This is a genomic window from Microbulbifer maximicatervae (SeqCode) (genome assembly GCF_052466985.1).
The window spans coordinates 4,426,861-4,452,799 of sequence record NZ_CP174298.1; the positions used below are offsets into that span (position 1 = coordinate 4,426,861).

Here is a 25,939-nt window from a genome sequence, read left to right on the forward strand (position 1 = left end):
CCAAAAGGGTCATCTGCATGGGTTTCGCTCACTGCGGCGGCTCTTTTAGCATCTTTGCGTTGGTATCCGGATGTCTCGTTCTGGAAGCACCTAATCTTTTAAGGTGCCGAGAGCATTAAGATGTAATCGGAAGGTAATACGGACTGGCTAAATTCCATGACTGAAACCCAAATTGTAGAAATTTTCCTGGCCAACCAATGGTGGTCCATCCTGGCGTTGGTGGTAATTGTAATTGGCGTAACTTTATGCTGGTTTGGTGGCCTGATGGCTGCGTTGACGGCCTTGGGTAACAAGCGCTGGGTTTGGGGGATTGTAACGATCGTCCTCGGGCCGATTACCGGCATTCCCTATGCATTGCGTTACAAAGAGGCGGAATATGCCCGATCGCTGATGCTGCGGGGTGTATGGGCCTTGCTGGTAGGTCTGATTATCGCCGGGGCTATCTTATTCTTTGGCCGTTAAAGGTTAATAGAGCGCTGGTTCTCAGGTGTCCGGCGCTCTCCTTCCTTCGATCGAATCATCTCTCCACAGACTTTAGGCATTTTTAATCAGGCGATCAGTGCGCAGGCGCTCCCGCTTATCAAAGAGCTGTCTTGAGGCCAGGGCAACGGCGAGAAAAGTGCCGAAACCGGTGCCTGATGCAATCGCAAAAAGAATCAGGATTTGATATTTGACGGCAATTGTAGGGGAGGTGCCTGAGAGAATCTGCCCTGTCATCATTCCCGGTAAAAATACTATCCCAGCGGCAGCCATGGAATTAATTGTCGGCATCAATCCTGCACGCATCGCATCCCGCCGAAACTCCAAGCTGGCTTGTTGCCAGGTATGCCCCAGCATCAAGCGATTCTCAATAATATCCCTGGAGCGGTGCATACTTTCTGTTAGACGGTCCAGGCTTAGGGCAACACCAGTCATTGTATTACCCAGCAACATACCTAAAAGTGGAATGGAATACTGTGGTTGGTACCAGGGAGTAGGGCCAATCAGTACGGCCAAACTCAATATGGTGATACTGAAAGCGGACACCAGCATTGATAAGGTGCCTACGGCAAAGCTCCAGCCACCGAGCAGGCGATACTTTTGTCGGGCTGCCACTTGCTGCCCGGCAAATAGCAGCATTGCCAAAGCCAGAAGTCCCACCCAAAGTAGGGTGCCAACTGCAAAAAGGGTTTCCAGCACCAGTCCTACCAGGGTGAGCTGGATAGCCGTGCGCAGAGCGGCAACAATTAACGACCTACTTAGTTGCAGCCGCGCTACATGAGTGCATACTGCTAGAGCCAATACCAACCCCGCTGCCAAAGACAGCTGCCACCAGGATAGGTCGATTACACTCATCGACGGATCTCCTGTTCTTCCAGTTGATTATCAACAATGGCCAAGTGGCGGTGAGCTACCCTTCGAATCTGCTCCTGGCTATGAGCTACCCAAATCGTAGGTAGCTTGTGCTCCTCAATGAGCCCTGTCAGCCATTGCTCTACCTCATGCGCAGATTTGGCGTCTAGGTTGGCCGTAGGCTCATCTAGAAGAAGCGCTTGAGGTTTATAGGATATTGCGCGAATAAGAGCCAGGCGCTGCTTTTCTCCCGAAGACAGTCGATTTACTTGCCACTTTACCGCGTCCTCAGGAAAGCCGAGAAGTTTAAGTGCATCATTCATGGGGGTTGCGAAGTGATCGCCGACAGTTTCTTCCCACCAGGCAGTCTGTGCAGGAACCAACATCACATGGCTTCTCCACTGGTGTGCCGGGTAAGCACTTTGAGATTTTCCACCCAGGAATATATCACCTGCGTGAGATTCTAGATCCGCTATGGCTCTAAGTAATCGGCTTTTACCTGAACCAGATGGTCCAGATATGCAAGTAATAAGGCCGGGCTTCATGGCAAAGCTAATTTTCCTCAAGGTACCTATGGAAAGATCTTTGACTTTGAGGTCTGGCATAAATAATCCTAAATATATTAAGCATCGGTAATTATGCTGACGATAATTGGCTATTTTTAATAGTGTAATTCCGACAAAACAAATTGTTAGGATGCAAAAATATAGATTATATAATGTAATTTTCTATTTCATTAATGAAATGTCAGCTTTACACGATTCTCATCCACATTGTCGATAGCTATATAATCCATCGTATCATTACCCTTGAGACTAGCATTAGCTTTTGTCTGTAGTGTGATTCAAGTAATGTTGCTAATAGCTAAATGCTTGGTTGGATTCCCACCAATTATATTTTGAGCACTTAAACGCCCGATGGTTATATTACAAAGGTATGGAGATTGAAAATAGAGTAAGTTGAAATTGGGATCTCTGGGTACACTAAAGGATAACCCTTTGTAGAAGGAAATAGTTTGTATCAATACGATTTCCTGTTTGCAATTTTGAGGGGCTGTATCATTTATATAGATAATCATGTTGTTAGTGATTATTTAATAGTTTTAATGTTGTGAGTCGTTTGGCTGCGTAAGCCAGTAATTTAACCATTTTTACAGAGAAAAGTGGATTCGTATGCAAGGGAGAAATACTGCTTGAAGGTATAGTTGTACAGTTTTTAGCGGAGGCTATAAATTCACCCTTCTTCGATAAATGATGCTTTGTGTTTCGAGGCTATTTACATTTTTTTGTAGCGACACATTTTGGTCAATCTTGTCGCCGAAAGATAAAATGTGTCGTGCACTTTATATTGTTCCCTGCTTTTTTTGGGTTTATGTCACTGGCTGAAGTGTTCATTTTTAATTGCTTAAATGCCCGCAAATGCTAGGGTGAAAAATTAATGTTTTGTTCAAATCGTGCCCACTTTTAGGTTTATAAGTTAATAATTTGTACCAACTGAGCGCTTAATCAAATAAATTTTCCTGACCTCCAAAAAAAAATAGCAGTTCTATTTTTTTTGGAGGTTGTGTCACACTGCGATCGTTGAATTGTGTGTCTACAAGCATCGATAATAAAAATTAAATCCCTGTATTTTTAACGCCGGGTAAAAATATTTCACTTTTGTTTTCTTGGGTGGGGCTGTATGGGAAGGAAGTATTTTGTGCTACTCCTAATTATATTAATGGGAGGGGTTATCTCTTGGGGCTTTATGTATGAGACTAAGGTCAGGCAAAAGGCAGCACCCGAAAATCAGGAGGCTGTACATCTTGAGCCTAGTACTGGTAGTCATCCTGAAGAGCCAAGTTTTATTAAAAATAAAGAACCTTTTTTAGATGCAAAACGTCACAAAGAGACTTTGTCGGAAAAGGATAAGGGGCTAGGTGTGGCTGACACTCCAGCAAATCTCGGTTCAAATCCTGAGAAAGATGTTACCTCCATCACTCGAATGAAAGAAGTAAAGCCTGATAACAGCTTTATTGGTCGTTACAAGCTAACACAGGCATCTGAAGATAATGATCAGTCTTAGTAGGGAAGCTTACCTAATCAATGTACTTAGGTTTAAAGGGTTGTTTATGAGTAGTATTTTTAGAGTCTTGCTGGTATTTACCGCTTTTGTATCTGCTAGTGCAAATTCTGCAGAAATTCGGGACTACTATGAAGAGCCTGGATTAAATCCATTTAAGACTGAGGTGAATGAAAATTTTAATGAATACATAGACCCTTTCTCTGGTCGACTGCAGCTTAAATATACCGATATCCATGTTCCAGGTAATGGTGGTATGGATATCAATATAAATCGCGTATACACAAGCCCTGGGAACTTCGAAACACCAAATCGCACGTCGTATGGTCACGGTTGGACCATGCATTTTGGCAGAATCGTAGCCTCTGCAAGCGATGCTGATAAAATCTGTGCTCAGGGCATTTTTTCTGTCAGTACTAAAGATAATCCGTCATTGGAACATCCTGATGGTGGAAGGGAGCTTCTGGTTCTAAATTCTATAGAGGGTGATGGCACCTTAATTACCAGGAGTAATTGGCGAGCGGAATGTGTTTCTGGGATAACCGGAATGATCGTAACAGCGCCAGATGGTACTAAGTACACCATGGACCATTATGATGCACTCCTGGATGGACCAAGTTGGTATACGACACGGATAGAAGATGTATATGGGAATTGGATAAGTATTAAATATGAAGATACTGATCAAGGCCACAGTTACATCAAAGAGATTTATAGAAGTGAAGAGGGAGAAAATTATCCTGTAGTAACTTACGAATACGATACTACAACAGATGAAGCTGGAATGTGGCTGCTTGAGTCTATTAAGGCGAAAGGTGCAACATGGCATTATAAGTTAGAAGAAGTCCCTGGCGACTTTATGCTTCCTGCGTTTCATTTGGTTGAAGTCGAAAACCCTGAGAATAAAAAGTGGAAATATTCGTATCTGGGAGTGCCTGAAGATCCTAATCCAGACGATGATGTGAATGAGCACGGTATTGGTAGTTATGGATTGGAATCGATGGAGTATCCTGATGGGGCAAAAATCGAATATACTTATCAAAGGGTTTATATTGATAAGGGTGATTCATTATTTTTTACCGCAATAGAAACTAAAGATGTTCAGGGGGTTGCAAAAACCTTTTCAGAGCAGGATGGCCCCATATTTACGATGGGATCAATCGATTGGACATTTAAATTTGAGACTCGCAGTAGCCCTGGAAAAGATACCAGGCTTAAGTTCGATAAAACCACTGTAACAGGACCGTATGGTTCTACTGAATATTACTATGCCGGAAAAGACTCATATAAAACATCTGAAAGTTCATATGAGTTTTTTAGACCTTCTTCTGTAGGTCTGCTTTTTGTTGAGAAGAAGTTGGATAAATCAGGAAAGGTACTCTCACATAAGCAGAATGTTTGGGGGTATAGGAAGATTTCTAATGAAAATATGTGGCATGGGCCAGGTGGTACCTACTGGTTAGAGACAGAAACGTATGCCCCAATGTTGATTGGAGAGTTTGTTGCATACGATGAAGAAACATATAAGGCAGATATTAATCTTTACTCAAGATCTGTAGAGTATTCTGATCATGATGAGTATGGAAATCCTCGTACAATTAAAGAATTTAGTAACATCCAAAACGAGGAAGATGAGAGAACTACAGAAATTGAGTATCTGAATGACCCGGATTTATGGGTGTTGGGTAACGTAGTTAAAGAAGAGGTGCAGAAAGATGATCGTGTATCAATAACTACTAAAAAATACAATAGTAAAGGGCGGCTTAAGGAGGAAGTGGTTAATGGGGTAGCCACTCTCTATGAATACAATTCTGATGGTGACTTGTATAGCGTTGAAGACGCTAATGGGCATCTTACGTTATATACTGATTACAAAAAGGGAATACCACAAAGTGAAGAGTATCCAGAGGGTATAACGAAATCCAGAGTCGTAGGCTATTATGGTAATATTGAATCATCCACTGATGCTGAAGGTAGGGTTACTAGTTACTCTTACGATACTGCAAATCGATTGACTGGAATCGATTTCCCAATTAATGCAGACGTGACTATTAGTTATTCTTATGATTCTCGAACTTTGGAGAGAGGTAATTTCAAGCAAATAGATTACTTTGATGAGTTGGGGAGACTAAGGAAAACTGAACATATAGATGTTTCTACAAATAAAACAATAACAACAGTTACTGATCTTGATAAATTAGGTAGAAAGATATATCAGTCCTATCCGTTCGTTGGTGATGAAGAGGGTGGAATTACTTTTGAGTATGATGTTCTTGATCGAATCATAAAAGAAACAAATTCGGATGGAACATTCAAAGAGTACTCTTATAATGATGAGACTATAGTTTCTACTGATGAAAGAGGAAAGTCTACTACTCACATTTATCGAAATATAGGGTTGGAAGATTCTTCGATTTACTATATTCGTCAGCCAGAAAATATTAATACAACCTTCAAAAGAAATTTATTTAATCAGCCAACGGTTGTTACGCAGCAGCAATATAATTTCATCGGACAGTCTAGAGAGTATTCTTATAATAATAAATTTCTACTTGAAAGTAAGTTTGATCCGGAAATAGGTGTTACTCAATATACTTATGATGCTGTGGGCAACCTGGAGTCATCCAAGATTTCTGAGGAAGTTGCAACCTATTTTCATTATGATGGGTTAAATCGACTGCTTCATATTGATTACCCGGAAAATACAGATGATACACATTTTGTTTATTATAATGATGGTAATCTTAAGAAGTTGATAAATGGTCTCTCCACGTGGGAGTATATGTATGATGAAAATGGCAATCTAAAAGAAGAAAATTTAACTATTGCTTACGGTTTATTGCAGAACTACGTATTTAACTATGAATATGATGAGCTGGATAATTTAAATAAGATTATTTATCCAAACCAGCTTTCTGTAGATTACTCCCCCAATTCCTTTGGTTGGCCAACAAAGGCAGGAAGCTATGCGAGTAATGTTGAATATTTTCCTACGGGTCAATTTAAGTCTATTACCTATGGTAATGGCAAAGTCGTTAATTTTTCGCTGAATGATCGCCTGCTCCTTGAGTCAATTTCCTCCAGTGGGTTGATGGACTTGACTTATAGTTATGACGGTGTTGGAAATGTTTCATCTATCATCGATGGCCTAGATAGTTCGCGTACAGTTAGTGCGAGCTATGATGATCTTAATAGGCTGACTTCTGCTTCAGGTGCGTGGGGAACTACAACATATTCTTATACGTATAATGGGGATATCGATAGAAAAACGAGTGCTAATTCTGATGTGGAGCATTTTTATGCCTCGGGGTTACTAACGAAAACGGAAGATAAAACCTCTATAAATCTATTTGATTATGATTCTCGTGGAAATATTGTAAGAAAGACGAAGTACGGGCTTTATGGGAGTGGGTATGTAAATACTTACTTTAGTAAAGATTATAAATATGACCACGCTTCCAAGTTAAGACAGAGTGTTGCCGGTGGAGTTACAAAGAATTATTTTTATGATGGTAATGGGCAGCGTTATCAAGAGCGTGGTAACAAAGTTTATGACAGTAAATTTAGTGTTTATGTAAACTCTGGAGCACTTCTTTATGAGGAGGATTATTCAGGTTGTTCAACTACTAGTTATATCCAGCTGGGTGGGCAGCTTATAGCTCAATCTGTAGATCAATCTATTCCCTCAGGTTTAGATTCAGACTCAGATAATATTTCAGATTGCCTGGAGACACAGCTTGGACTAAATCCGAATGACTCCTCTGATGCAAGTCTTGATAGTGATTCAGATGGTCTAAGTAATATTGATGAGATTAATAACGGTGTTTTTGTTTCAATAGCTGATACTGATGGTGATGGCATTAGTGATGGTGATGAAGTTAATGTCCACGGTGTTAATCCGCTTTCATCTGATAGTGATGAAGATGGTATTGATGATAAGGATGAAATAGATTCTGGGCTTAATCCACAACTGTCCGATACCGACAGAGATGGAGTTACTGATGGAGATGAGAGGGAATATAGTTTAAATGCCCTCGATCCCAGTGATGGAATTCTCGATCTGGATTCAGATGGGTATAGTAATAGGCAAGAAAGCGCGGTTAATCATAATTTGGCGATTAATTCTGATAAGCCGGATGGAGGCGAACTCGCTTGGTATGCCGATACCTCTGGCACTATCGACAGAGCAGTAAGTGTTGATCTCGAAGGGAATTTGTATGTAGGAACTCGTGAAGGCGTTGTTTACTCAATTTATCCAAATGGCGATATTCGCTGGAAGTTTGAGATCGAGGAATCTGTACTTTCCACGCCTTCGGTTGCTATCGATGGAACCGTTTATGTTGGTGCCAACGACGGTAGAATATATGCAGTTAATCCTGATGGTACAGAGAAGTGGAACTATAGGACTTACGGTGACATTCAAACCTCTCCAAGTGTTGCATCGGATGGGACTGTCTATGTTGCTTCATATGATAGAAGGTTGTACGCACTAAATAACGATGGCTCTCTTAAGTGGATGTATGAAACTCCTGGAAATACAGGATTTTTATCTTCTCCCGCTATTTCTGCAGAAGGCACTATTTACATAGGTGCAATGGACTCTGGTAAGCCATACTTAATTGCGGTGACGGCAGAAGGAGAGCTGGAATGGCGTTATGAAACTGCAGGAACTGTTAAATCCTCACCTGCGATTGGGCGCAATGGTGATGTCTATTTTTATGCGAATGATGGAGTAATATACTCTTTAACGAAAAATGGTTCCTTAAGATGGAAGTATGATTCCGGTGTACAAACCAGCTACTCCCAATATTGGTCAGTGGTACTCGGAAAAGATGATGTTGTTTATACAGGTACTGAAAAAGGTGAAATTTTAGCTCTAGATCGTGCAGGGCAAGTATTGTGGGTGTTTGACCCAATGGGTACTCCCTACACTCCTGTAGTTGGGGAGAACGGGTCTGTTTATTTCGGTACGGCTAATGGCTATTTGTATGCACTAAATCAAAATGGCACCGAAAAATGGAAGTACACACTCGGCCATTGGTATGTTGCACCTCCAATGATCGATATAGATGGCACTATCTATATTGGTGATCGAAGTAGTCGATTGCAGGCTTTTGTTGATAATAATGAAGGCTTATTAAGTTCATCCTGGTCGGCTTTTGGTAAGGATAGATTTAGTTCTGGTAACCAATGTCGCTATGAAACAAAGGTCTATGAACCAGCCTTGGATTCGGATTCTGATCAGATTCCCGATTGTGTTGAATTTGTCTTTGGTTTGGATCATCAAAATGGCGCCGATGCATTATTGGATAGTGATGCTGACACCATCACAAACCTTGATGAATTTTTAGCAGGAACCTCTCCTATACTTGCTGATACCGATGGCGATGGTCTTAATGATAATCATGAGACCTTATTTGGCACTTCAGTTTTGATTCCTGACTCGGATGGCGACGGAATTCTCGATGGAAATGAAGACTATGATTTTGATGGCAGAAGTAATTCAACTGAAGTTGCTACAGGTTCCAACGCTTATTTAAGTGAATCTATTCTTGCAAAAGGGGTTAACTTCATTCACTACCCCTATATAGATAGCAGTGATTTCTCTGCATTTGACCTGCTCGAAATGGTTGGAGGAAGTGACTTTGCTGAAAAAATTGAGAGATATTCAGCCGATGGTAGTCAGACCATTAGTGCGGAGTACGTATCTGGCCAGTTACAAGGAGAAGACTTCGCGATAGAGCCTGGGCAAGGTTATGTTATCCACATGCTACAAGAGGTACAGCTCTCTTTTGATAGTGATGTTGTATGCTCAAAAACACAGCTCTCTGCAGGATTAAACTTAGTTGGTTTTTCCTGTATTTCTGGTGACTTTAGTGCTTACGAGCTACTTGAGCATCTAGGCGGTGAGAGCGTAGTAAATAGCGTTCAACGATTCAATAAGTCAACCGGGAAATATGAGTCTGCGAGCTGGAGAAATAGCTTGCCATCCGGTGTAGACTTTAAATTAAACAATACAGAGGCTTATATTGTTTATGCTGCTCAAGCAGTTGACACTATTAACTCCCCTACCGACTACACAGGTCACTTGGTGACATCGCATAGTAATGGTCAGCAGACAACCGGAAGTCCTGTAAAAGTTAATGGGGAGCTGAGAGCACTTATCACAGTTACGGGTTCTGTTACGGATAATAATGCTACAGTGTGGGTCAATGGTGTTAGAGCATCTATTGCAAACGGTATTTTTTCCGCACAAGTTGTTTTATCTGCAGGTATGCAAAATGTTGAAGTAATCGTTATTAATAGCGATAACCTTCAGACTCGATCAGTAATAGCTTTAGATGTTCAACAGCCCTATGCTTTTAAAGTGATGTCGCATCAGGATGGGCAAAATACGAGTCAGAGTAATCCCATAATCTTTGGTGAAGTGGATCCCATCATTGATCAAGTACTAGTGAATGGAAAAGAGTCTGTAATAGATGGCAATAATTTTAGATTTGGTTTCTATTGTGATTCAGATAGGCATGAACCAAGTGAGTATTGTGACGCTGGGGAATATAGCGAAAGGTTGCAGCTTGAAGCAGGAAATCATGAATTAATTATTGAGGCCTTTACTCAAGGAGAGCTTATTGCTTCAGAAGCCTTAAACCTTAATGTTCAGCGGTTGAATGTATCGACATTAAACCCCGGTGTAACCAGTAAAAGCTTAGAGGCTATCTTAGTTCCTGATGTGATTGCACCATTGGTTGATTCCTATCATGTAGTATTTGAGTCAACAGTTTCCAATGGTGTTGAAAGTAATATTACTGCGGCAAATACCCAGCCCATAATAGTCGATAATACTATCGGGACTTCGATAAATGTTGATGTACTACATGCATTATCGGGGGAGTATGATAAGACGGCTACAATAGTCCTTACTGATGTTAGTGATAACACTTTATATTCAGTAGATTTTCTGCTGGCCTATGAAGTGCCGGTATCAACTGTTGCTCCCGAGTTTGAGATTGATTCACCTCAAGCTGGTGAAGATATTTATTACACGCAAGGTCTTGTATCGGGTCGATATGCTCAATCTGTAAAAGAAATTCGAGTCAATGATGAGGTGGCGCACTATTTTGAGAATGGTGAGTTTTCCCATAGTACTGATTTGTCGTCGGGAACGGTTACTGTAACTGCTGTCGGTGAAACACCTGACCTAACAACTTCCAAGGTTGTTAGTTTTAACCCTGAAGTTTTTGAAGTGACACTGGCGCCAGGTGAAAGCTGGGTCTCACAAACGCTGACAACAACCAATTTCCCTGCGAGTTTGCCTAAAGGAAATATCAGCTATGGCTCCTATGTGATTAAAGGGAGTTACCCTCTTTTTATTAAGAAACATACAGACAGCTTTGGGTATCGCGTCACTGGCATTGAGGGCCCCTATGAAACAATTGATCACAATTTTGGCTTGACGTACTCCGATAGTCTAAGTAGTGAATCAGGAGTCTATAACTTCTATATTGATTGGGTATCATACGGTGCTATGGGCGGTTTTGAGCCGTATATGCATATTCCAATTAAACTGACAGCCTATGAAAGTCGTGAAGCGCCTGAAGTTGAGCTGCATTCCCACTCTGATGGAGAAGTTATTCCAAGTACCCGTACAGCTATTACTGTACTCGTTAGTAATGACACGGCGGCTACGGTAAAAATTAATGGAATTTTAGCTACAAAGGATAGTATCCGTAACGTGCCTTCTGGTGGTAAGCGTATTTATGGGGTGGTCACCGATTTAATTGAAGGTGCCAACACCATCAATGTTGAGGTGCAAGGATTTAACGGGCTTTCAACCAACAAGACATATACCTTAAATGTTGACTCGCAAGATCCTCCAGCTGTTGAGATAACCTCTCATTCGGAAGGTGAAGTTGTTAGTAATGACCCTGTCAGTATTACGATGGAGGCTTCATCTCAGTTGGATGGGCTTGTAATGTACAAGGATTACCTGGCTTATTACCCAACCGTAAATGGCACCACTTATACGTGGGATAACCAGCTGCTGGAGGAGGGAGGTAATTCCATGGAATTTTATATGTCTGGATACCTGGATCCGATTGCAACGCGTACGATATACCTAACACCACCAGCGCCACCGGTAATTACTGTCACCTCTCATTCTGAAGGGCAGTCAGTTAGCCAGTTACCTATGACTCTCAGCGGAAAAGTTGAGAACCCTGTAGAGAGTTTGAGAATTAACGGTATAGAGGTGGCGATGGATGGTGAAAACTTTACCGTACCTCAGTGGGATCTGGCTCCGGGTAATAATGAAATAAGAATTGTTGCCGAGGGTCCAGGTAATCATGGTAAGACCACGGTCCATACCCTGAACCTGTACAGTCAGGTAAGTGAGGTCGCTCAAGAAGTGATTATCGGTGTTGACGGTGAGTCAAAACTTATTCATGAGTTTGCGGTGCCGATTGATTTACTGGGAGATACTGAACTAGATCTATATTTTGGTGGTGGGGCGCCACAGAGCTTATTTGCACCCACATCTAGTTTTAGAACGCTATCCAGTGAAAAGGCTTTAGTCACAGTCGACATTGAAATTTCTGACTATGATGCCCCTGGGCTTTACTCATTCCCGGTAGAGTTTTACATCCTGAATCAGGACTTTGAGGTACAGGTTCTTGAAGTTTTCATGGTGGATTTAACAATTACAGAGGATAGTCGTGTTATTACTGGAACCTCTATTCTTGGGAAGGAGCGAGTTGATCTTGATCCAGCAATTCTTGCCTCTGTGGCGAGTGCACAAATGACACCAGGAACTTTGCCGAGTGGAATATCTCTCAGCTATAACCATAAGGAACTGGATACTAATAATTCCCAGGCATTGATCTACTATGATTTGTCTGCGGATGAGGATGCTGCCTACGGTACTTACTCCGTGCCAGTAGAGATCAAATTCTTTGATGGAAGCTTTACAGAGCTGCTGAGTATTACCAGGGATATAGAAATTGAGGTTGCTCTTCCTCCTGCGGGACCTCCAATTGTGGCCATTGATTCCCATACGTCTGGTGAAACTGTCACAACCTCCCTGGTAACCATCACAGGTTCTATTGCAGACTTTAATGCAACGGTATTGGTCAATGGTCAGTATGCAGTTGTCACACAGACTAATGGCAATGAGGGTGTTTTCTCTGCTGATATAACCCTTGGAGAGGGGGGGAACAGGATCACTGTTGAGGCAACAGGCGAGAGTGGTCTCAAGTCCAGTGATGAAATTATATTGAATCTTAGTACGACGCCGTCTGGCGGTGGTCTGGTAATTGCTCCGGGTGATACAGGTATCTCTTCAGAACCGTTCCAATTTGATTCAAATAGTTTTTATGAGGTTGGCAGCCTTAATCGCAGTATGTCTGGTACTAATGATGCGTTTGCTGCCATTTCTTTAAGTAACCTTTCAATGACACCTATCCAAGGGGAGCTGACCTGGGCAGTTGGTTTTGATGTGTATATCACACCATCGACCAGCCCTGGAGATTATGAGTTATCAATCACCTACACCTTCCAAGATGTAAATGGCCAGGTGTTACTAGAGGAAACCCGAGTTCTCAGTGTTGAGGTAACGGAATAATGAAAAGGAATAGTTCGAGATCTTCCTTGAAGATTTTACAGGGCCTGCTGGCGACTTGGCTGTTATCTCCGATGACTGGAAATACGGCAACTACAGAAATATCTGACTTGGTAATCGCAGATGTAACAGACAGATCCCTTTCTGTGATATTTACTTTGTCTGAGTCGGCACAGCCTGGGTTAGTGATTTATACGGATCAAGGTGCGACTGTTCCAGCGATGGATATAGAAATAGTCGAGTATCCGGTGCATACCGGAGACCCGGAAATTAGTGGGCAATTCCGCTCACATTCCATCGCCAGCGTTGTGAGTGAAGCTAAAAGCCGCCTGATTGTTAAGCTGGATGCGCGCGGTCTTGAACCGGATACAACCTATTACTTGAGACCGAGTGCGGTTTCTGAAAGCTCCGCAGAGGAAACTATTTGTCCAGATGCCGGTATCGATTTTTGCGGTGATATGGATTCGTTCCAGCTCACCGTGGGCACCGGTGTCAGTGGACTTCACACTGAATTAGATAGCGAAAGCGGAATTTCACAGCCCTATTTAAATGATCAGGTAATTGTGAATACCAGCTCTGGTAATAAAGGTGATCTGGCAATCATCTCTGTTGAAGGCTCACGCTACCCATTGAGTGCTTTTGTTGGGGATGGAGTACAAGCACCTTTGGCAGTGATAGATCTCAATAATCTGTTTTCCGAATCAGAAAACAAATTGCTGCGGGTAACTGGCTCTATGCCAGATCCCCAGCGGGGAGATTTTGGTGAAGCAGTAATATTGCGTTTGTATCAGGGGACTGATGGCAAGAGTACTTTATACCGTGGTATCGGCCCTGGTAGTGGTAAGGGAGAGCTGGTTTATCTCAATAACTCGGCACTGGGCGATTGTGATTTGAGTGGCAGTGTTAATAGTTATGACCAGTTACTACTGGACTGGGTTGTTGAGAATAATCCTCTGGCTGAGCTACAGAAAAAGATCGCCTTTCACCCTGCCTTATGTGATTTATATAAAGAGGGAGGAATTGATAACCTCTCAATGTCACCTGAAATTAACGAAGAGGACCTGGCTCGTCTAAAGGAGCTCCTCGTGGGTATCAAGGTTGAGGATGAGTTGCCAGAGGAGCCCACTCCATGAGTAATTTTTGTAAGAAGAAATTGCTGGGGGCCTGTTTAAGCCTTTCGCTCAGCGCCGCTGCTATAGCCCAACAATCTCCCTTTACTGGACGGGCTTCGGTGAATTTGGGCAGTGACCAAACGGCTATTCCCTTATCGACAGTGACAATACCGGTACAGGTGGATTTAAGTGGCGTTACTGCCATGGATATAGACAACCTTGCAGTAAATGCCGCTCTCGGCGCAATTCGTGTACAGATTGCATATAACTCCACACAAATAACCCCTATCGTCGACACGTTTACTGTTCCCGGGGGCGACAATTCTGAATTTGCTGAAGTGCACTCGGCCTATGTGGATGGCCTGGAAGAAATTAAGACCTTGACGATTACAGCCTCTCAAACAGCGGGAGTATCGCCTACAGGCTTGGTCAGCGTTGCCAATATACCGTTTGTTCTGCTGGCTGACTCTGGTGATATCGAGCTGGAGGTGACGGCACTGGATGTTATTAGTGCCATTAATAGTACAGAGGACGGAATTATCGGGGGAGAGCCCATTCCCTACCTAGTTTCAAACGGTCTGATTACCGTTACCGATGCGATTGAGGCGTTGTCAGAAACTGCTCTAGCTCTCCTGGCCACCTCAGATGATAGTGACAACGACGGCATGCCAGATACCTTTGAGCGAACTTATAACCTGGACCCCAACAGTGCTGCCGATGCAGACCTGGATAGCGACGGTGACGGTATGAGCAACCTGGAAGAATTTGCCAGGGGTACAGATCCCAACTATCTGCACGGCGATCTTAATAACGATGGGGCAGTAGACCTGGTAGATGTTATCGCAGTTAAGCGTATTGCCATGGGGCTGGAGCAGGCTAGTGAAGATCAATTGAAACCCGGACACGGTGATGTGAACACCAACGGTGTAATCGACCTCGGCGATGTCATTGTTATTGAGCGCCTGGCTATGGGCGCGCAGGAAACGAATAAGCAGTAGGGAAAGGGAAACATAAATGAAAACTTTAATTGCAAAACTATTTGTCGTATCGGCCTTATTCACCCTGCTAGCTGGATGTAAGGAAGAGGCTCTTACATCCACAGTGCGAACGGGAGATACCGTAATTATCTCCCTGTCTGCCGATGATCTCTCAGAGAGTGGGGATACCAGCGGCAGCGCTATCCTGCGTGTTGAACAACTGAGTGCTTCCCTAGTAGATGCAGCGGATACAGAGCACACTGTGCAGGTGCGCCAGGTCTTCAGGGTTTATGCCGACCCCACCAGCGAAGTGCAGCAAATGGAGAATACCGGCCTCTGGCTAGCGGCCATCGACTTGGTGGACCCACTTTCATCCAGTGCGCCCACACTGGCTAGTGGCACTGCTGAACTGATCTTATCCGCTCCAGGTTACTTTGATGGGGATAAGGTGGTGACTGTTGAAGTGGTGGCCGGCCTGGGTACTCCAAAGACTTTCAGTGACTTGAGCCTCAGTGCCGAAGCTATCGAACCCGCTCCCCAGGCACTGGCTTTTGTAAGTGGCAGCCTCGAAGGCCACCTGCTCGCCGCAGTGCAACACCAGTTCACTATTCCCCATAGCGATACGCTGGATACTGATAGCGGTGCTGTGCTCAAAGCCGCCCTGGTAAAAAAACTACCGGGGCAGGAAGCGGTTAACCTCAATGTCACTGCCACCGCTAGCGAGTCCGGTACTACTGAGGTTCAGGTTTACCTGACTGCAGTAGAGGGCCTGAGTGAATCCCAGATGTCTGAATTTAATATCGCCCTGATCTCCCAGATCGATGCCGCCAACGCCCAGTCCGACTACTGGAGCCAGCACTACAGTGGCAGCCAATATTTTGATACCGAAGGCAATAGGCTCTCACTGAGCACCCAGGTATCTGCAATCCGCTAGTAGGGAACACAGGCGAGAAAAGAATCATGCAACATCTAATAAAAACCCTGTTGGCCGCAGTTGTTTTATTGGCCCTTTCGGTCACCTCGCAGGCAGAGGTGACCGTCACCTACTTGCATACGAATGGTCTAGGTTCAGTAGTTGCCGCTTCCGATGAGGGCGGCGATCTGTTATGGCGCAAAGTCTATATGCCCTACGGCACCATTCATGAGAATGGGCAGGCCAAGAATCCGGCTGTGGGCTATACCGGCCATGTCCAGGATGACGATACCGGCCTCACCTACATGGGTGCTCGTTATTATGACCCAGAGCTTGGACGCTTCCTGCAGATGGACCCGGCTAGTGTCCTGGATAATGTAGAAAGCAATCCGATGATGTTTAATCGGTATACTTATGCTAATGGGAATCCTTACAGGTTTATTGATCCAGATGGGAGGTCGCCAAAAAATAGGGATGGAGGCCATGCTGCGAACCTTGGAGGCGCAATTTTAGTTGGATTGGGCTTTAGGACATCAGAAAATGAGCTTTTAGCACAGGGTATTATCCTCCCGGATGCAAAAGGCACCTCTAAGGCAAAGAGAAACCCTAAAAAGCCAGTCCGAGCTAGTGACTTAGATAAAGTTAAGCCTGACACTAAGGACTGGAATAGTGCGGTTGCAGATTTAAAAGAGTTAGGTAAAGAGAAGCGTAATTATCGTACTGAAACAGCGGGAGATGCTAAGCGATTGCTTCAGGAATCTCGTGGAAATATGGATAGGCAGAAGCAATATACTGATAATAACTATAGAAAAGGTTATGAAACACATAATGATCAAAATGATAGAGAAAGAGGAGCGGGAAATGATTTACAGCATATAAAATGGAAAGATGGAAAATCTGGTGGTCATATTTATTATGATAAGCCAAATTAGAAATGCCGAGAAGGATATGGATGCTAAATTAATTCCTGTAGAAATTTCAGATTTTAGAGAGTATTTTGAGGGTTCAGGTCAAGAGATATATTTGTTGGCTGAAGATAGCGCCGCCGATGTGTGGGAAAAAAATATTGATCCTAAAGCTAGTTCTTACTTTAGTCTTCCTGATCATAGCTGGATTGTAGATGGAAAATTAACGTTGCTTGGAAACTGGCTTGAACCCTTCAATGCTGGAGAGAAAAAAGATATTTCATCTCTAATGAAAGATAACTTCCAGTGGTCAGACGAATGCACTGTGGGTTATTTTATTAAGAAAAAACTTGTTTTTCAGACAACGTGGTTAAAGTTTAGAGAAAACTGGGATGATTTCTTATCCATTGAAGATGATTGTTGTTTGTTGTGTCCTATTGATGAGGATTTTGAAGAGGCTATTTTATTCAGGGCTATTGGAGACTTTTTAAAGATTGATAAATTTATCTAAGTTTTATAAGTTGTGGTCAAATTTTAAATCTAAATCTCCGCTCCTTGTATATAGTTTTATATTCGAGAGTTGGGATGTTAGCTTAAATTTATATAATGAAGGTTTCTATTGATCTTGATTCGGTGGTTGAGTTCATCAAACCCTCCCTTTTACTCTAGTTTCAGCTACCAATAGGTTAGAAGGAGGGTGTTCAAAACTCCGTGTTAGACAAGTGGCCTCATAGGCTGATGTATTTATCCAGGCGATCAGAGAAGTGTACCGCCAATAATGCTCAAAGAAAAGCTGGAATACCCACATCTAGGTCAGGACAAAATTCACAAAGCAGGAGTGGTGTGGATCAACCACGACACCAAATTAAGGAAGGGGCTGATGGAAAGCCTGCGGGAGTTATGGATGGTCGGGCAGATACGAACAACTCTTCAGATCATACTCCGTATCATGTAGAAGCAGGAAAAATAAAGGAGCATGGCCCACTTGTAAATAAAGAGGGTGCACCACGATTAAAGAAGGGTAAGAGTAAGGTGGTTTATGAAAGCGACATTAAAAAAGAGTAGGTTGAAAAGGCACGTACTTGAATTAAAGCTAGTGAGAGAGAGAAATAGAGATCAATACTCTTTAGCACTTACTGGCATCCTGGGTGAAAATTCTTTTGACTTTATTGATGTAGAGATGTTGGAGGCAGGTTGGATATTCCTGTCAACTATTGGGATTGAATCTAAAGCAAAAGCAATGGCTGAAGGGGGGGCATACTTTGATGTGAAAGATAATATTGTTCTGTTTATGGATAAAATATCTAGGGCTTTCCTAAACTTTTCTTCGGAAAGAGTTCTCATTTACCCATTGGAATGGCGATCTATTGGTGGGTTTTATATAGAAACCCATGATTTTTTCAGACATTTGGAAGAGATAATGTATATATTTGATGATGATTTAAAAGTTTTCTCTGAAGATCTTGATAATGCTTTATATTTATCAGGTGATCGGATAAATAAGGATCTATACCTTTTAGAGTTAGTGAGCTTTGGGAAAAAGTGGGATAACTTACTTGGTTAGCAGTTACCTATTTCAGAAAAGACGTCCTTATTAATATCCTATAGCAACCAAAATGCTGCTACACAGTCGATAGTATCGATACAGTTATAGGTTGGCCTCCGTAATGTAATGACAAAGGTGGTGGCTGACCTGGGTGCTCGCTACTATGATCCGGAACTGGGCCGCTTCCTGAAGCAAGTTAAAAAATTAGGAGCTGGATATGGAAAAGGCATTTGATGAAACTACTTTGCGTAGAGAGTTTTCCAAAATGGAGTTTTGGAAACAGCTTGTTTTTCTATTTGCAATTTCGCAGAGATTGCTACCAAGTTTTGTCTTTTTTGCTCGTGAATCAAAACTCTCTGGAGTGGAGCTTTTAGAGTCAGCCATGCATAAGGCATATGAACTTCTAAATGCTGGAGTATCAAATGCCGATCTAACTGAATATGCTTCACGTTGTGAAGCGATAGCGCCTGATACGGAAGATTATGATTCAATTTTTGTTTCTTCAGCTTTAGATGCCGCTGTAGCAGTAAGCTTGCTTATGAAGGCTTTCACTAATAACAAGACAAGCTTCGTGATAGAGGGGGCCTCTTTAGCTATAGACTCTGTAGATATGTATGTTCAAGAATTGGATGATATGGACCCAAATTGCCCTGATATTGAGCAAATGATTCTAAATCATAGACTTATGCAGCTAGAGTTAAAACGACAAAGGTTGGATCTGGAGCTGCTCGCTAATTTAAGCGATGATCAATTTATTTCCATGAAGGTAATTGCAGATAAATTAATAAACCAGGGAGAAAGTTGCTTAGACTTACAAACTTAAATAGTTAAATTGAATCCCAGATGTCTGAATTTAATGTCGCCTTGATTTCCCAAATCGGTGCCGCCAACGTCCAGTCCGACTACTGGAGCCAGCATTACAGTGGTAGCCAATATTTGATACCGAAGGCAATAGGTCCTCAATGAGCGCCCAGGTATCTGCAATCCGCTAGTTGGGAACACAGGCGAGTAAAGAGTTATGTAATATCTAATAAACCTGCTGGCGGCAGTTGTTTTATTGGCCCTTTCGGTCACCTCGAAGGCAGAGGTGACCGTCACCTACCTGCACACTGATGGCTTAGGTTCAGTGGTTGCCGCTTCCGATGAGGGTGGTGATCTGTTGTGGCGCAAAGCCTATATGCCCTACGGCGCCATTCATGAGAATGGGCAGGCCAAGAACCCGGCTGTGGGCTATACCGGCTATGTCCAGGATGAAGATACGGGCCTCACCTACATGGGTGCCCGCTACTATGACCCAGAGCTTGGACGCTTCCTGCAGATGGACCCGGAGGGGGTACTCGGTAATGTAGAAAGCAACCCGATGATGTTTAATCGATATGCTTATGCCAATGGGAATCCTTATAGATTTATTGACCCTACAGGTACAATCCCTGAGAGTAGTAGAGCCATGCAGAGAAAATCTGAAGCCCGGTTTGATCAGGAGCATAAAGGTACTAAACAAGAAGTTTGGATTCAATTTAAAGGAGTAGGTTTTAGAAGGGCTGACAGAGCAAAATATGATAAAAAAACTAATACGTTAACCTTATATGAAATTAAAGCGGTGAAGATTGCGTCTACAAAAAATAAAATTAAACGTAGGACGAAAAGAGCTATAAAGAAGAGGTTTTATTCTAATAGTAATTTTGGAAAAATTAAAAGTGATACACAGCAAATGAGAGATCTCTGGATCAGTAATTCTGTCTCGGAAGATATAAGGAGCCTCTGAATAACTCCGTGACACCCCTGGCATGCAGAGCGGTTCACAATCAAGGCGCGGCTTCGCAGGAATGTCTAGACCTTTCAAGAAGTCGCAACGCGGAGTGTGAATCGCTCCGCAAGCCCCGAAGGGCGGGCCTTGAAGGCCACAGCTGCTGCGTTGTAGCTCTTGCAAAGGACTAGCGGCGAGCTGCGCCTAACATCTGCAGCCTTCAAGACCCGCAGAGGCATTACGGAGTTATTCAGAGGCTCCATAAGTATTTCACGTTTCTCTGATTTAGATTTGTCAAAGATAAACGTTCAAGTTATTTGGACTATCTATGAATTTGACAAGTCAGGTTCTAAGATAATAGGTAAATAAAGTTATAATTTTGATTCCGGCTCTGACTATTGGAGTATTTGGAGTAGAGAAAATCAGTAATGAAAAGCTTTAAATATAAAGAGATGCCCATAGGTTCCATCGGCCCGTTAAGAAAATACTTAAGAATTATTCGTAATAGTAGGACTTGGAACTGGGGTTATTATGCCTGTATAGATCATGAGACAATTTCCCCAATATATAATAAGTGGCTTTGCTTTCCCCGAGGTCGGTATAACCCGGATTATCCAAGGTTAATTGAAGTCATTTTGGACGCGGATGAACTTATAGATGCAAAGTACCGCATTGGATGCTCATTTGATGGTGAAGTAGCACAATTGGCTTATATACTGGCTGAATATTTACTTTCTAAAATTGAATCTTACTCAGATTTTCAAAAAATAGTAAATGATAGAGATGAAGATATCTTTTTTAGAAGTATTGATACACAGATTTTTTTGAGGAGTTTCCTGATGCATGTAGAAAATGGAATGCCTATGGATGGAGCCTTGGCTGAGTCAGAAAAATATTTTGGCAAAGAGGTTATGAAAAGAGATTTCTTCAGGACATATTTTGAACAGAATGTAAATGATTATTAAAGGTAATAGCTAATATAAATTGAGACACTTAAGCTGTTGGGTCAACTAATTCTTACTGTAATCAAGTGGTTTACAGCAGGGCTTCGCTGGAGGTAATCCGTTATTTAAAGCTTCTTCTTGAGTAAATCATCGTGGTTTTGTGTTATCGGCTGATGTTAATGTTCTGCAAAATGGCCCCTGGTGATAAAGAGACCCATTGAGCTGCATGGCAGCCTTTGCTCTATATGATGCTTTCCAATCTGCTCATATGGGCCAAACACAGGTGACAAATTTCGAATTGAGCCAATGATATAGCCCTTTACCACCAGCTCCCTTTGAACCTCCCGCCCCAGTCCGCCATAATCCGCCCCTTCCGAACAAAATAACGAGTGCTGTATGACCGACACCTCTGTTTATGAGGCCACAGAGCGCCTGCCGTTAAAGGAGTACACCGAAAAGGCGTACCTGGATTACTCCATGTATGTGATCCTGGACCGCGCCCTGCCGAATATCGGTGACGGCCTTAAGCCTGTACAGCGGCGTATCGTGTACGCCATGAGTGAGCTGGGCCTGAAGAATACTGCCAAGTATAAGAAGTCCGCGCGCACCGTTGGTGATGTGATCGGTAAGTACCACCCCCACGGCGATAGTGCCGTGTACGAGGCGATGGTACTGATGGCACAGCCGTTTAGTTATCGCTACCCCCTGATTGATGGCCAGGGCAACTGGGGCTCGCCGGATGATCCCAAGTCCTTTGCCGCGATGCGTTACACCGAGTCGCGCATGGGTAAATATTCGGAAGTGCTGCTGTCGGAGCTGGGTCAGGGCACTGTGGACTGGCAGCCCAACTTTGACGGCACCATGGATGAGCCCTGCGTACTGCCTGCGCGGGTGCCCAATATTCTATTGAACGGTACCACCGGTATTGCCGTGGGTATGGCTACGGATATTCCCCCGCATAACTTGCGCGAAGTGGTCAACGCGACTGTAGAGCTGCTGGAAAATCCCAAGGCCACAGTAGAAGAGCTGTGTGAGCATATTCTCGGCCCGGATATGCCCACTGAGGCAGAGATTATTACGCCGCGGGATGATATCCGTAAGATTTACACCTCCGGTCGCGGCTCTATCAAAATGCGTGCCCTGTGGAGTAAGGAAGACGGCGATATTGTCATTACTGCGCTGCCCCATCAGGTGAGCGGTGCCAAGGTGTTGGAGCAGATTGCCCAGCAGATGCAGGCGAAGAAGCTGCCCATGGTGAGCGACCTGCGCGATGAGTCGGATCACGAAAACCCGACGCGCCTGGTAATTGTGCCGAAATCCAATCGGGTGGATATGGAATCGGTGATGAATCACCTGTTTGCCACTACCGATCTTGAGCGCAACTACCGCGTCAATATGAATATGATCGGTATCGACGGGCGCCCGCAGGTGAAGTCCCTCGATAAAATCCTGCGGGAGTGGCTGACTTTCCGCGCCACTACCACCCGCCGTCGTCTCCAGTTCCGTCTGGATAAAGTTGAGAAGCGCCTGCACCTGTTGGCAGGTTTACTGGTTGCCTTCCTCAATATTGATGAAGTGATCGAAATTATCCGTACCTGTGACGAGCCCAAGCAGGAGCTGATGGATCGCTTTGAGCTCACGGATATCCAAGCGGACTACATTCTCGATACCAAGCTGCGCCAGTTGGCGCGCCTCGAAGAGATGAAGATTCGCGGCGAGCAGGCGGAGCTGGAAAAAGAGCGAGATACCCTCACCAAGACCCTGAATAGCGAGCGTCGCCTCAAGACCTTGATCAAGAAAGAGCTTCTGGCCGCAGCCAAAGAGTTTGGCGACGATCGCCGTTCCCCAATTGTGGCTCGTGAAGAGGCCAAGGCGTTTAGTGAATCTGAGCTGCTGTCTTCAGATCCCATCACCGTAATCGTTTCTGAAAAAGGTTGGATTCGCGCGGCCAAGGGCCATGAAATTGATGCGGCAGCGCTCAGTTATAAGGCGGGGGACAGTCTCGGTTTTGCCGCGCGGGGCAAGAGTAACCAGCCCGCGCTATTACTCGATAGCACCGGTCGCAGTTACTCCATTGCCTCCCATACTTTGCCTTCGGCACGAGGGCAGGGCGAACCCCTCAGCGGGCGTATCAATCCCCCCTCCGGTGCCACCTTCGAGGGCTTGTTGATGGGCCCTGATGAGCAGCGAGTGCTACTGGCTTCCGATGCGGGCTATGGCTTTATCGCCAAGCTCTCCGATTTGCAGTCGCGCAACAAGGCGGGTAAAGCCATGCTGACCCTGCCCAAGGGGGCCCAGGTGCTTTCCCCTCAATTGCTGGAGAGTCTCGATGATGTTCTGTTGGCAGCGGTGACCACGGAAGGGCGCATGTTGGTATTCCCTGTGACTGAGTTGCCGGAATTGTCCAAAGGCAAGGGCAACAAGATTATCAATATCACTTCGGCCCGAGCTGCGGCCCGCGAAGAGGTGGTCATCGGTGTTGCTGTATTGAAGGGCAGGGACCAACTGGTCGTTCACGCCGGTAAGCGCCATACCAAGATCAAGATCTCGGAGATGGATCACTATCGCGGCGAGCGTGGCCGGCGCGGCAACAAGCTGCCCCGGGGCTTCCAGAAGGTCGATAAGATCGAGGTTCTGGAGAAATAGACCCATCCCGGATGCAGGTCGAAAGGGCGGTCCTAGTGACCGCCTTTTTTAATGGGGTTTTGGGATATTGATAACTCACACATTGATGAAATAATAAGCAGGCTTATAATGAGCGGCCTTAGACAGGGAGAGCAGATATGTCCAGGGAAGATGCCGTTACTGAAATGAGTTTTGAACTACACAGTGCAGCACGGCTGCTGCGGCGAAACTTCGACCGTAGAGCCAAGGACCACGGGCTGAGTGGATCCCGCTGGCAGGTGCTTTGGCATCTATTGCGCGAGGAGGGCCTCAAGCAGGCAGAGTTGGCCGAGCGCCTGGACCTAGCGCCGATCAGTCTGGCGCGCCAGCTGGATAACCTCCAGCAGGAGGGACTGGTGGAGCGGAGGCCCGATCCCGAGGACCGGCGCTGTTTCCGTATTTATCTGACGGGGCAGGCAATGCCGGCCCTCGAGTTGCTGGGCGGCGTAGCCCAGCAGACCCGCAGTGAGGCACTTGCGGGCTTTTCTGCCGCAGAGGTGGATCAATTGCAGTCGCTGCTATTGCGGTTGCGCAAGAATTTGACACGTGAAGAGATTGAATGTGACTGAAAAGCTGTCCATTAAGCTAGACCGCGCCGGACAACGAGAGTTCGCACTCTCCTTTTTCCTGGTACTGGCCGCCCTGATAGGGGGATGGAACCTGTTGCGCGGTAGCGATATTGTCGAGACAGAGAACGCTTACGTGAAAGCGGACAAGATTTCCCTCGCGCCCGAGGTTAGTGGTGTTGTCACTCAGGTGCTGGTGAGTGCCAACCAGGTCGTGGAGAAAGGGCAATTATTGATTCAGATCGACCGCACGGCCTTCGAACTGGCGGTGACTGAGGCGGAGGCGCGCCTGGCCCAGGTGCGCAACGAATTGCTCGCTCGCCGTTCGGAATATGCTGAAGCAGATGCAGCGCTGCAGCAGGCTCGCAAAGATGCGGACTTTTATCGCCGCCAGTTGGAGCGCAATGAAAAACTGAGCAAGGTGGCGTTTTCCGAGGCGGAGCTGGACAGCGCCCGCCAGCAGCTGGAGCGGGCCCGTGCACAGATCACCATTAATGCTGAGAAGCTCTCCAGCTTGCGCGCTGAACTGGGAGGTGATCCCAGTATTGCCCTGGAAGAGCAGGCAGATTTAAAAGTGGCTCAAGCGCAACTGGATACCGCCCGCTACCAGTTATCGCGCACGCGCATTATTGCTCCTGTGGATGGCACTATTGCCAATACCGTACCCAAGGTGGGGGAGATGGCCACTCTGGGCATTAACCTGCTGCAAATGATTGGCTCCACTGGCCTTTGGGTGGAGGCCAACCTGAAAGAGACTGAGCTGGGTCGCGTGCGCACGGGTCAGCAAGCGGAAGTGACCCTGGATGCCTACCCGGATTTTGAGTGGCAGGCTCAGGTGGACAGTATGAGCCCCGCCAGTGGCAGTGAGTTTGCTTCCACACCGCCGCAGAATGCCAGTGGCAAGTGGGAGAAAGTCGTGCAGCGGGTGCCTGTGCGATTGCGTCTATACCCCCTCAAGGATTCTCCGCCTCTGCGCGCAGGTATGAGCGCCAAGGTACGAATTGATACCAGTGAAGACGATAAAGTGGTGTCGGCCCGTGCAACGAGCGGTGAAAGCGGCAGGGTGGTGCTTTAACTGGGCTTGCGAGAGAGGTTTCTGGGCCCGATAGAACTCGGGCCCGAGAGCTGCACCTAGTTGCTTATTGAACTCGGTGCCAAGTTTGGGTGCGGTAGAGGAAGCCCAGGTAGCCGCGCAGCTTAAGGGTGTTGTCATCCTCCAGCCAGACTTTCAGGTCGTAAACCTTGCCTTTAACCGGGTCGAGAATTTCCCCGTCCTCGTATTTTTTCCCTTTCTTTTCCAGCCCGCTGATGACATCCATGCCGACAATGGGCTTACCTTTCAGGTCGCCTGGGCACTTGTCGCAAACGGTGTCGTTAGGCTTCATCAGAAGATCCACTACCTTGCCGTAATACTTCCCATCCTTTTCATAGATGTTGACGATGGACTTTGTCTCTCCGGTCTCGTCATCGATAGTGCGCCAGTTGCCCAGGATATCTGCAGCACTGGCCTGCAGGGCGAACAGCAGGCCAAAGGTGGCCAGAAGCAGGTTTCTAATCAT

19 protein-coding genes are annotated in these 25,939 nt (G+C 45.0%); 16 read left to right on the forward strand and 3 right to left on the reverse strand.

Annotation, left to right across the window (positions count from 1 at the left end; translation table 11 throughout):
* Positions 1 to 156: 156 nt before the first annotated feature.
* Entirely contained in the window at positions 157 to 462 is a 306-nt protein-coding gene (locus tag ACJJI3_RS19600) for a hypothetical protein (protein WP_282931129.1), read from the forward strand.
* 72 nt (positions 463 to 534) lie between these two features.
* On the opposite strand, the gene ACJJI3_RS19605 is transcribed toward ACJJI3_RS19600, so the two are convergent.
* Both ACJJI3_RS19605 and ACJJI3_RS19610 read right to left on the reverse strand, forming a co-directional pair.
* On the reverse strand, positions 535 to 1,335 hold the full coding sequence (locus ACJJI3_RS19605) for an ABC transporter permease (protein WP_444911598.1): 801 nt from the start codon (positions 1,333 to 1,335) through the stop codon (positions 535 to 537).
* Positions 1,332 to 1,937 carry an ABC transporter ATP-binding protein gene (locus ACJJI3_RS19610; RefSeq protein WP_444940657.1) on the reverse strand — a complete coding sequence of 202 codons (606 nt, stop codon included), beginning with the start codon at positions 1,935 to 1,937 and terminating at the stop codon, positions 1,332 to 1,334. The genes ACJJI3_RS19605 and ACJJI3_RS19610 overlap by 4 nt, the downstream gene beginning before the upstream one ends.
* 1,075 nt (positions 1,938 to 3,012) lie before the next feature.
* Between ACJJI3_RS19610 and ACJJI3_RS19615 the strand changes: the two genes are divergently transcribed.
* From ACJJI3_RS19615 to ACJJI3_RS19685, 15 genes are all read left to right on the forward strand, one after another.
* Positions 3,013 to 3,396, forward strand: coding sequence for a hypothetical protein (locus tag ACJJI3_RS19615; protein ID WP_444940658.1), 384 nt, complete (start codon positions 3,013 to 3,015; stop codon positions 3,394 to 3,396).
* A 46-nt stretch (positions 3,397 to 3,442) separates the two neighbouring features.
* On the forward strand, positions 3,443 to 13,009 hold the full coding sequence (locus tag ACJJI3_RS19620; protein WP_444940659.1) for a BamB-related PQQ repeat family beta-propellar protein: 9,567 nt from the start codon (positions 3,443 to 3,445) through the stop codon (positions 13,007 to 13,009).
* A gap of 26 nt (positions 13,010 to 13,035) precedes the next feature.
* On the forward strand, positions 13,036 to 14,139 hold the full coding sequence (locus tag ACJJI3_RS19625) for a hypothetical protein (RefSeq protein ID WP_444940660.1): 1,104 nt from the start codon (positions 13,036 to 13,038) through the stop codon (positions 14,137 to 14,139).
* Positions 14,136 to 15,116 (forward strand): dockerin type I repeat-containing protein, encoded by a 981-nt coding sequence (locus tag ACJJI3_RS19630; RefSeq protein ID WP_444940661.1) that lies wholly within the window; start codon positions 14,136 to 14,138, stop codon positions 15,114 to 15,116. The genes ACJJI3_RS19625 and ACJJI3_RS19630 overlap by 4 nt, the downstream gene beginning before the upstream one ends.
* A 16-nt stretch (positions 15,117 to 15,132) precedes the next feature.
* The gene (locus tag ACJJI3_RS19635; RefSeq protein ID WP_444940662.1) at positions 15,133 to 16,029 is read left to right on the forward strand and encodes a hypothetical protein; all 897 of its coding nucleotides are present in this window, start codon (positions 15,133 to 15,135) and stop codon (positions 16,027 to 16,029) included.
* A 26-nt stretch (positions 16,030 to 16,055) separates the two neighbouring features.
* Positions 16,056 to 16,940, forward strand: a complete 885-nt coding sequence (locus tag ACJJI3_RS19640; protein WP_444940663.1) for an RHS repeat-associated core domain-containing protein — start codon at positions 16,056 to 16,058, stop codon at positions 16,938 to 16,940.
* A 16-nt stretch (positions 16,941 to 16,956) separates the two neighbouring features.
* Entirely contained in the window at positions 16,957 to 17,424 is a 468-nt protein-coding gene (locus ACJJI3_RS19645) for a DUF2947 family protein (RefSeq protein WP_444940664.1), read from the forward strand.
* Positions 17,425 to 17,756: 332 nt separating this feature from the next.
* On the forward strand, positions 17,757 to 17,978 hold the full coding sequence (locus ACJJI3_RS19650; protein WP_444940665.1) for a hypothetical protein: 222 nt from the start codon (positions 17,757 to 17,759) through the stop codon (positions 17,976 to 17,978).
* Entirely contained in the window at positions 17,953 to 18,477 is a 525-nt protein-coding gene (locus tag ACJJI3_RS19655) for a hypothetical protein (protein WP_444940666.1), read from the forward strand. The genes ACJJI3_RS19650 and ACJJI3_RS19655 overlap by 26 nt, the downstream gene beginning before the upstream one ends.
* A gap of 199 nt (positions 18,478 to 18,676) precedes the next feature.
* Positions 18,677 to 19,282: a DUF416 family protein gene (locus tag ACJJI3_RS19660; protein ID WP_444940667.1), complete on the forward strand. Its 606-nt coding sequence runs from the start codon at positions 18,677 to 18,679 to the stop codon at positions 19,280 to 19,282.
* A gap of 234 nt (positions 19,283 to 19,516) precedes the next feature.
* Positions 19,517 to 20,224: an RHS repeat domain-containing protein gene (locus ACJJI3_RS19665; RefSeq protein WP_444940668.1), complete on the forward strand. Its 708-nt coding sequence runs from the start codon at positions 19,517 to 19,519 to the stop codon at positions 20,222 to 20,224.
* Positions 20,225 to 20,634: 410 nt separating this feature from the next.
* A complete protein-coding gene (locus ACJJI3_RS19670) occupies positions 20,635 to 21,171 on the forward strand; it encodes a hypothetical protein (protein WP_444940669.1) in 537 nt (178 codons plus the stop codon).
* Between the two features lie 375 nt (positions 21,172 to 21,546).
* Positions 21,547 to 23,796 (forward strand): DNA topoisomerase IV subunit A, encoded by a 2,250-nt coding sequence (gene parC, locus ACJJI3_RS19675; protein ID WP_282931134.1) that lies wholly within the window; start codon positions 21,547 to 21,549, stop codon positions 23,794 to 23,796.
* 137 nt (positions 23,797 to 23,933) lie between these two features.
* Entirely contained in the window at positions 23,934 to 24,383 is a 450-nt protein-coding gene (locus ACJJI3_RS19680) for a MarR family winged helix-turn-helix transcriptional regulator (protein ID WP_413663442.1), read from the forward strand.
* Positions 24,376 to 25,455: an HlyD family secretion protein gene (locus ACJJI3_RS19685; RefSeq protein ID WP_444940670.1), complete on the forward strand. Its 1,080-nt coding sequence runs from the start codon at positions 24,376 to 24,378 to the stop codon at positions 25,453 to 25,455. Before ACJJI3_RS19680 ends, ACJJI3_RS19685 begins: the two co-directional genes overlap by 8 nt.
* 64 nt (positions 25,456 to 25,519) lie before the next feature.
* Here ACJJI3_RS19685 and ACJJI3_RS19690 read toward each other — a convergent pair whose 3' ends face one another.
* Positions 25,520 to 25,939, reverse strand: a complete 420-nt coding sequence (locus ACJJI3_RS19690; RefSeq protein ID WP_108734638.1) for a DUF2147 domain-containing protein — start codon at positions 25,937 to 25,939, stop codon at positions 25,520 to 25,522.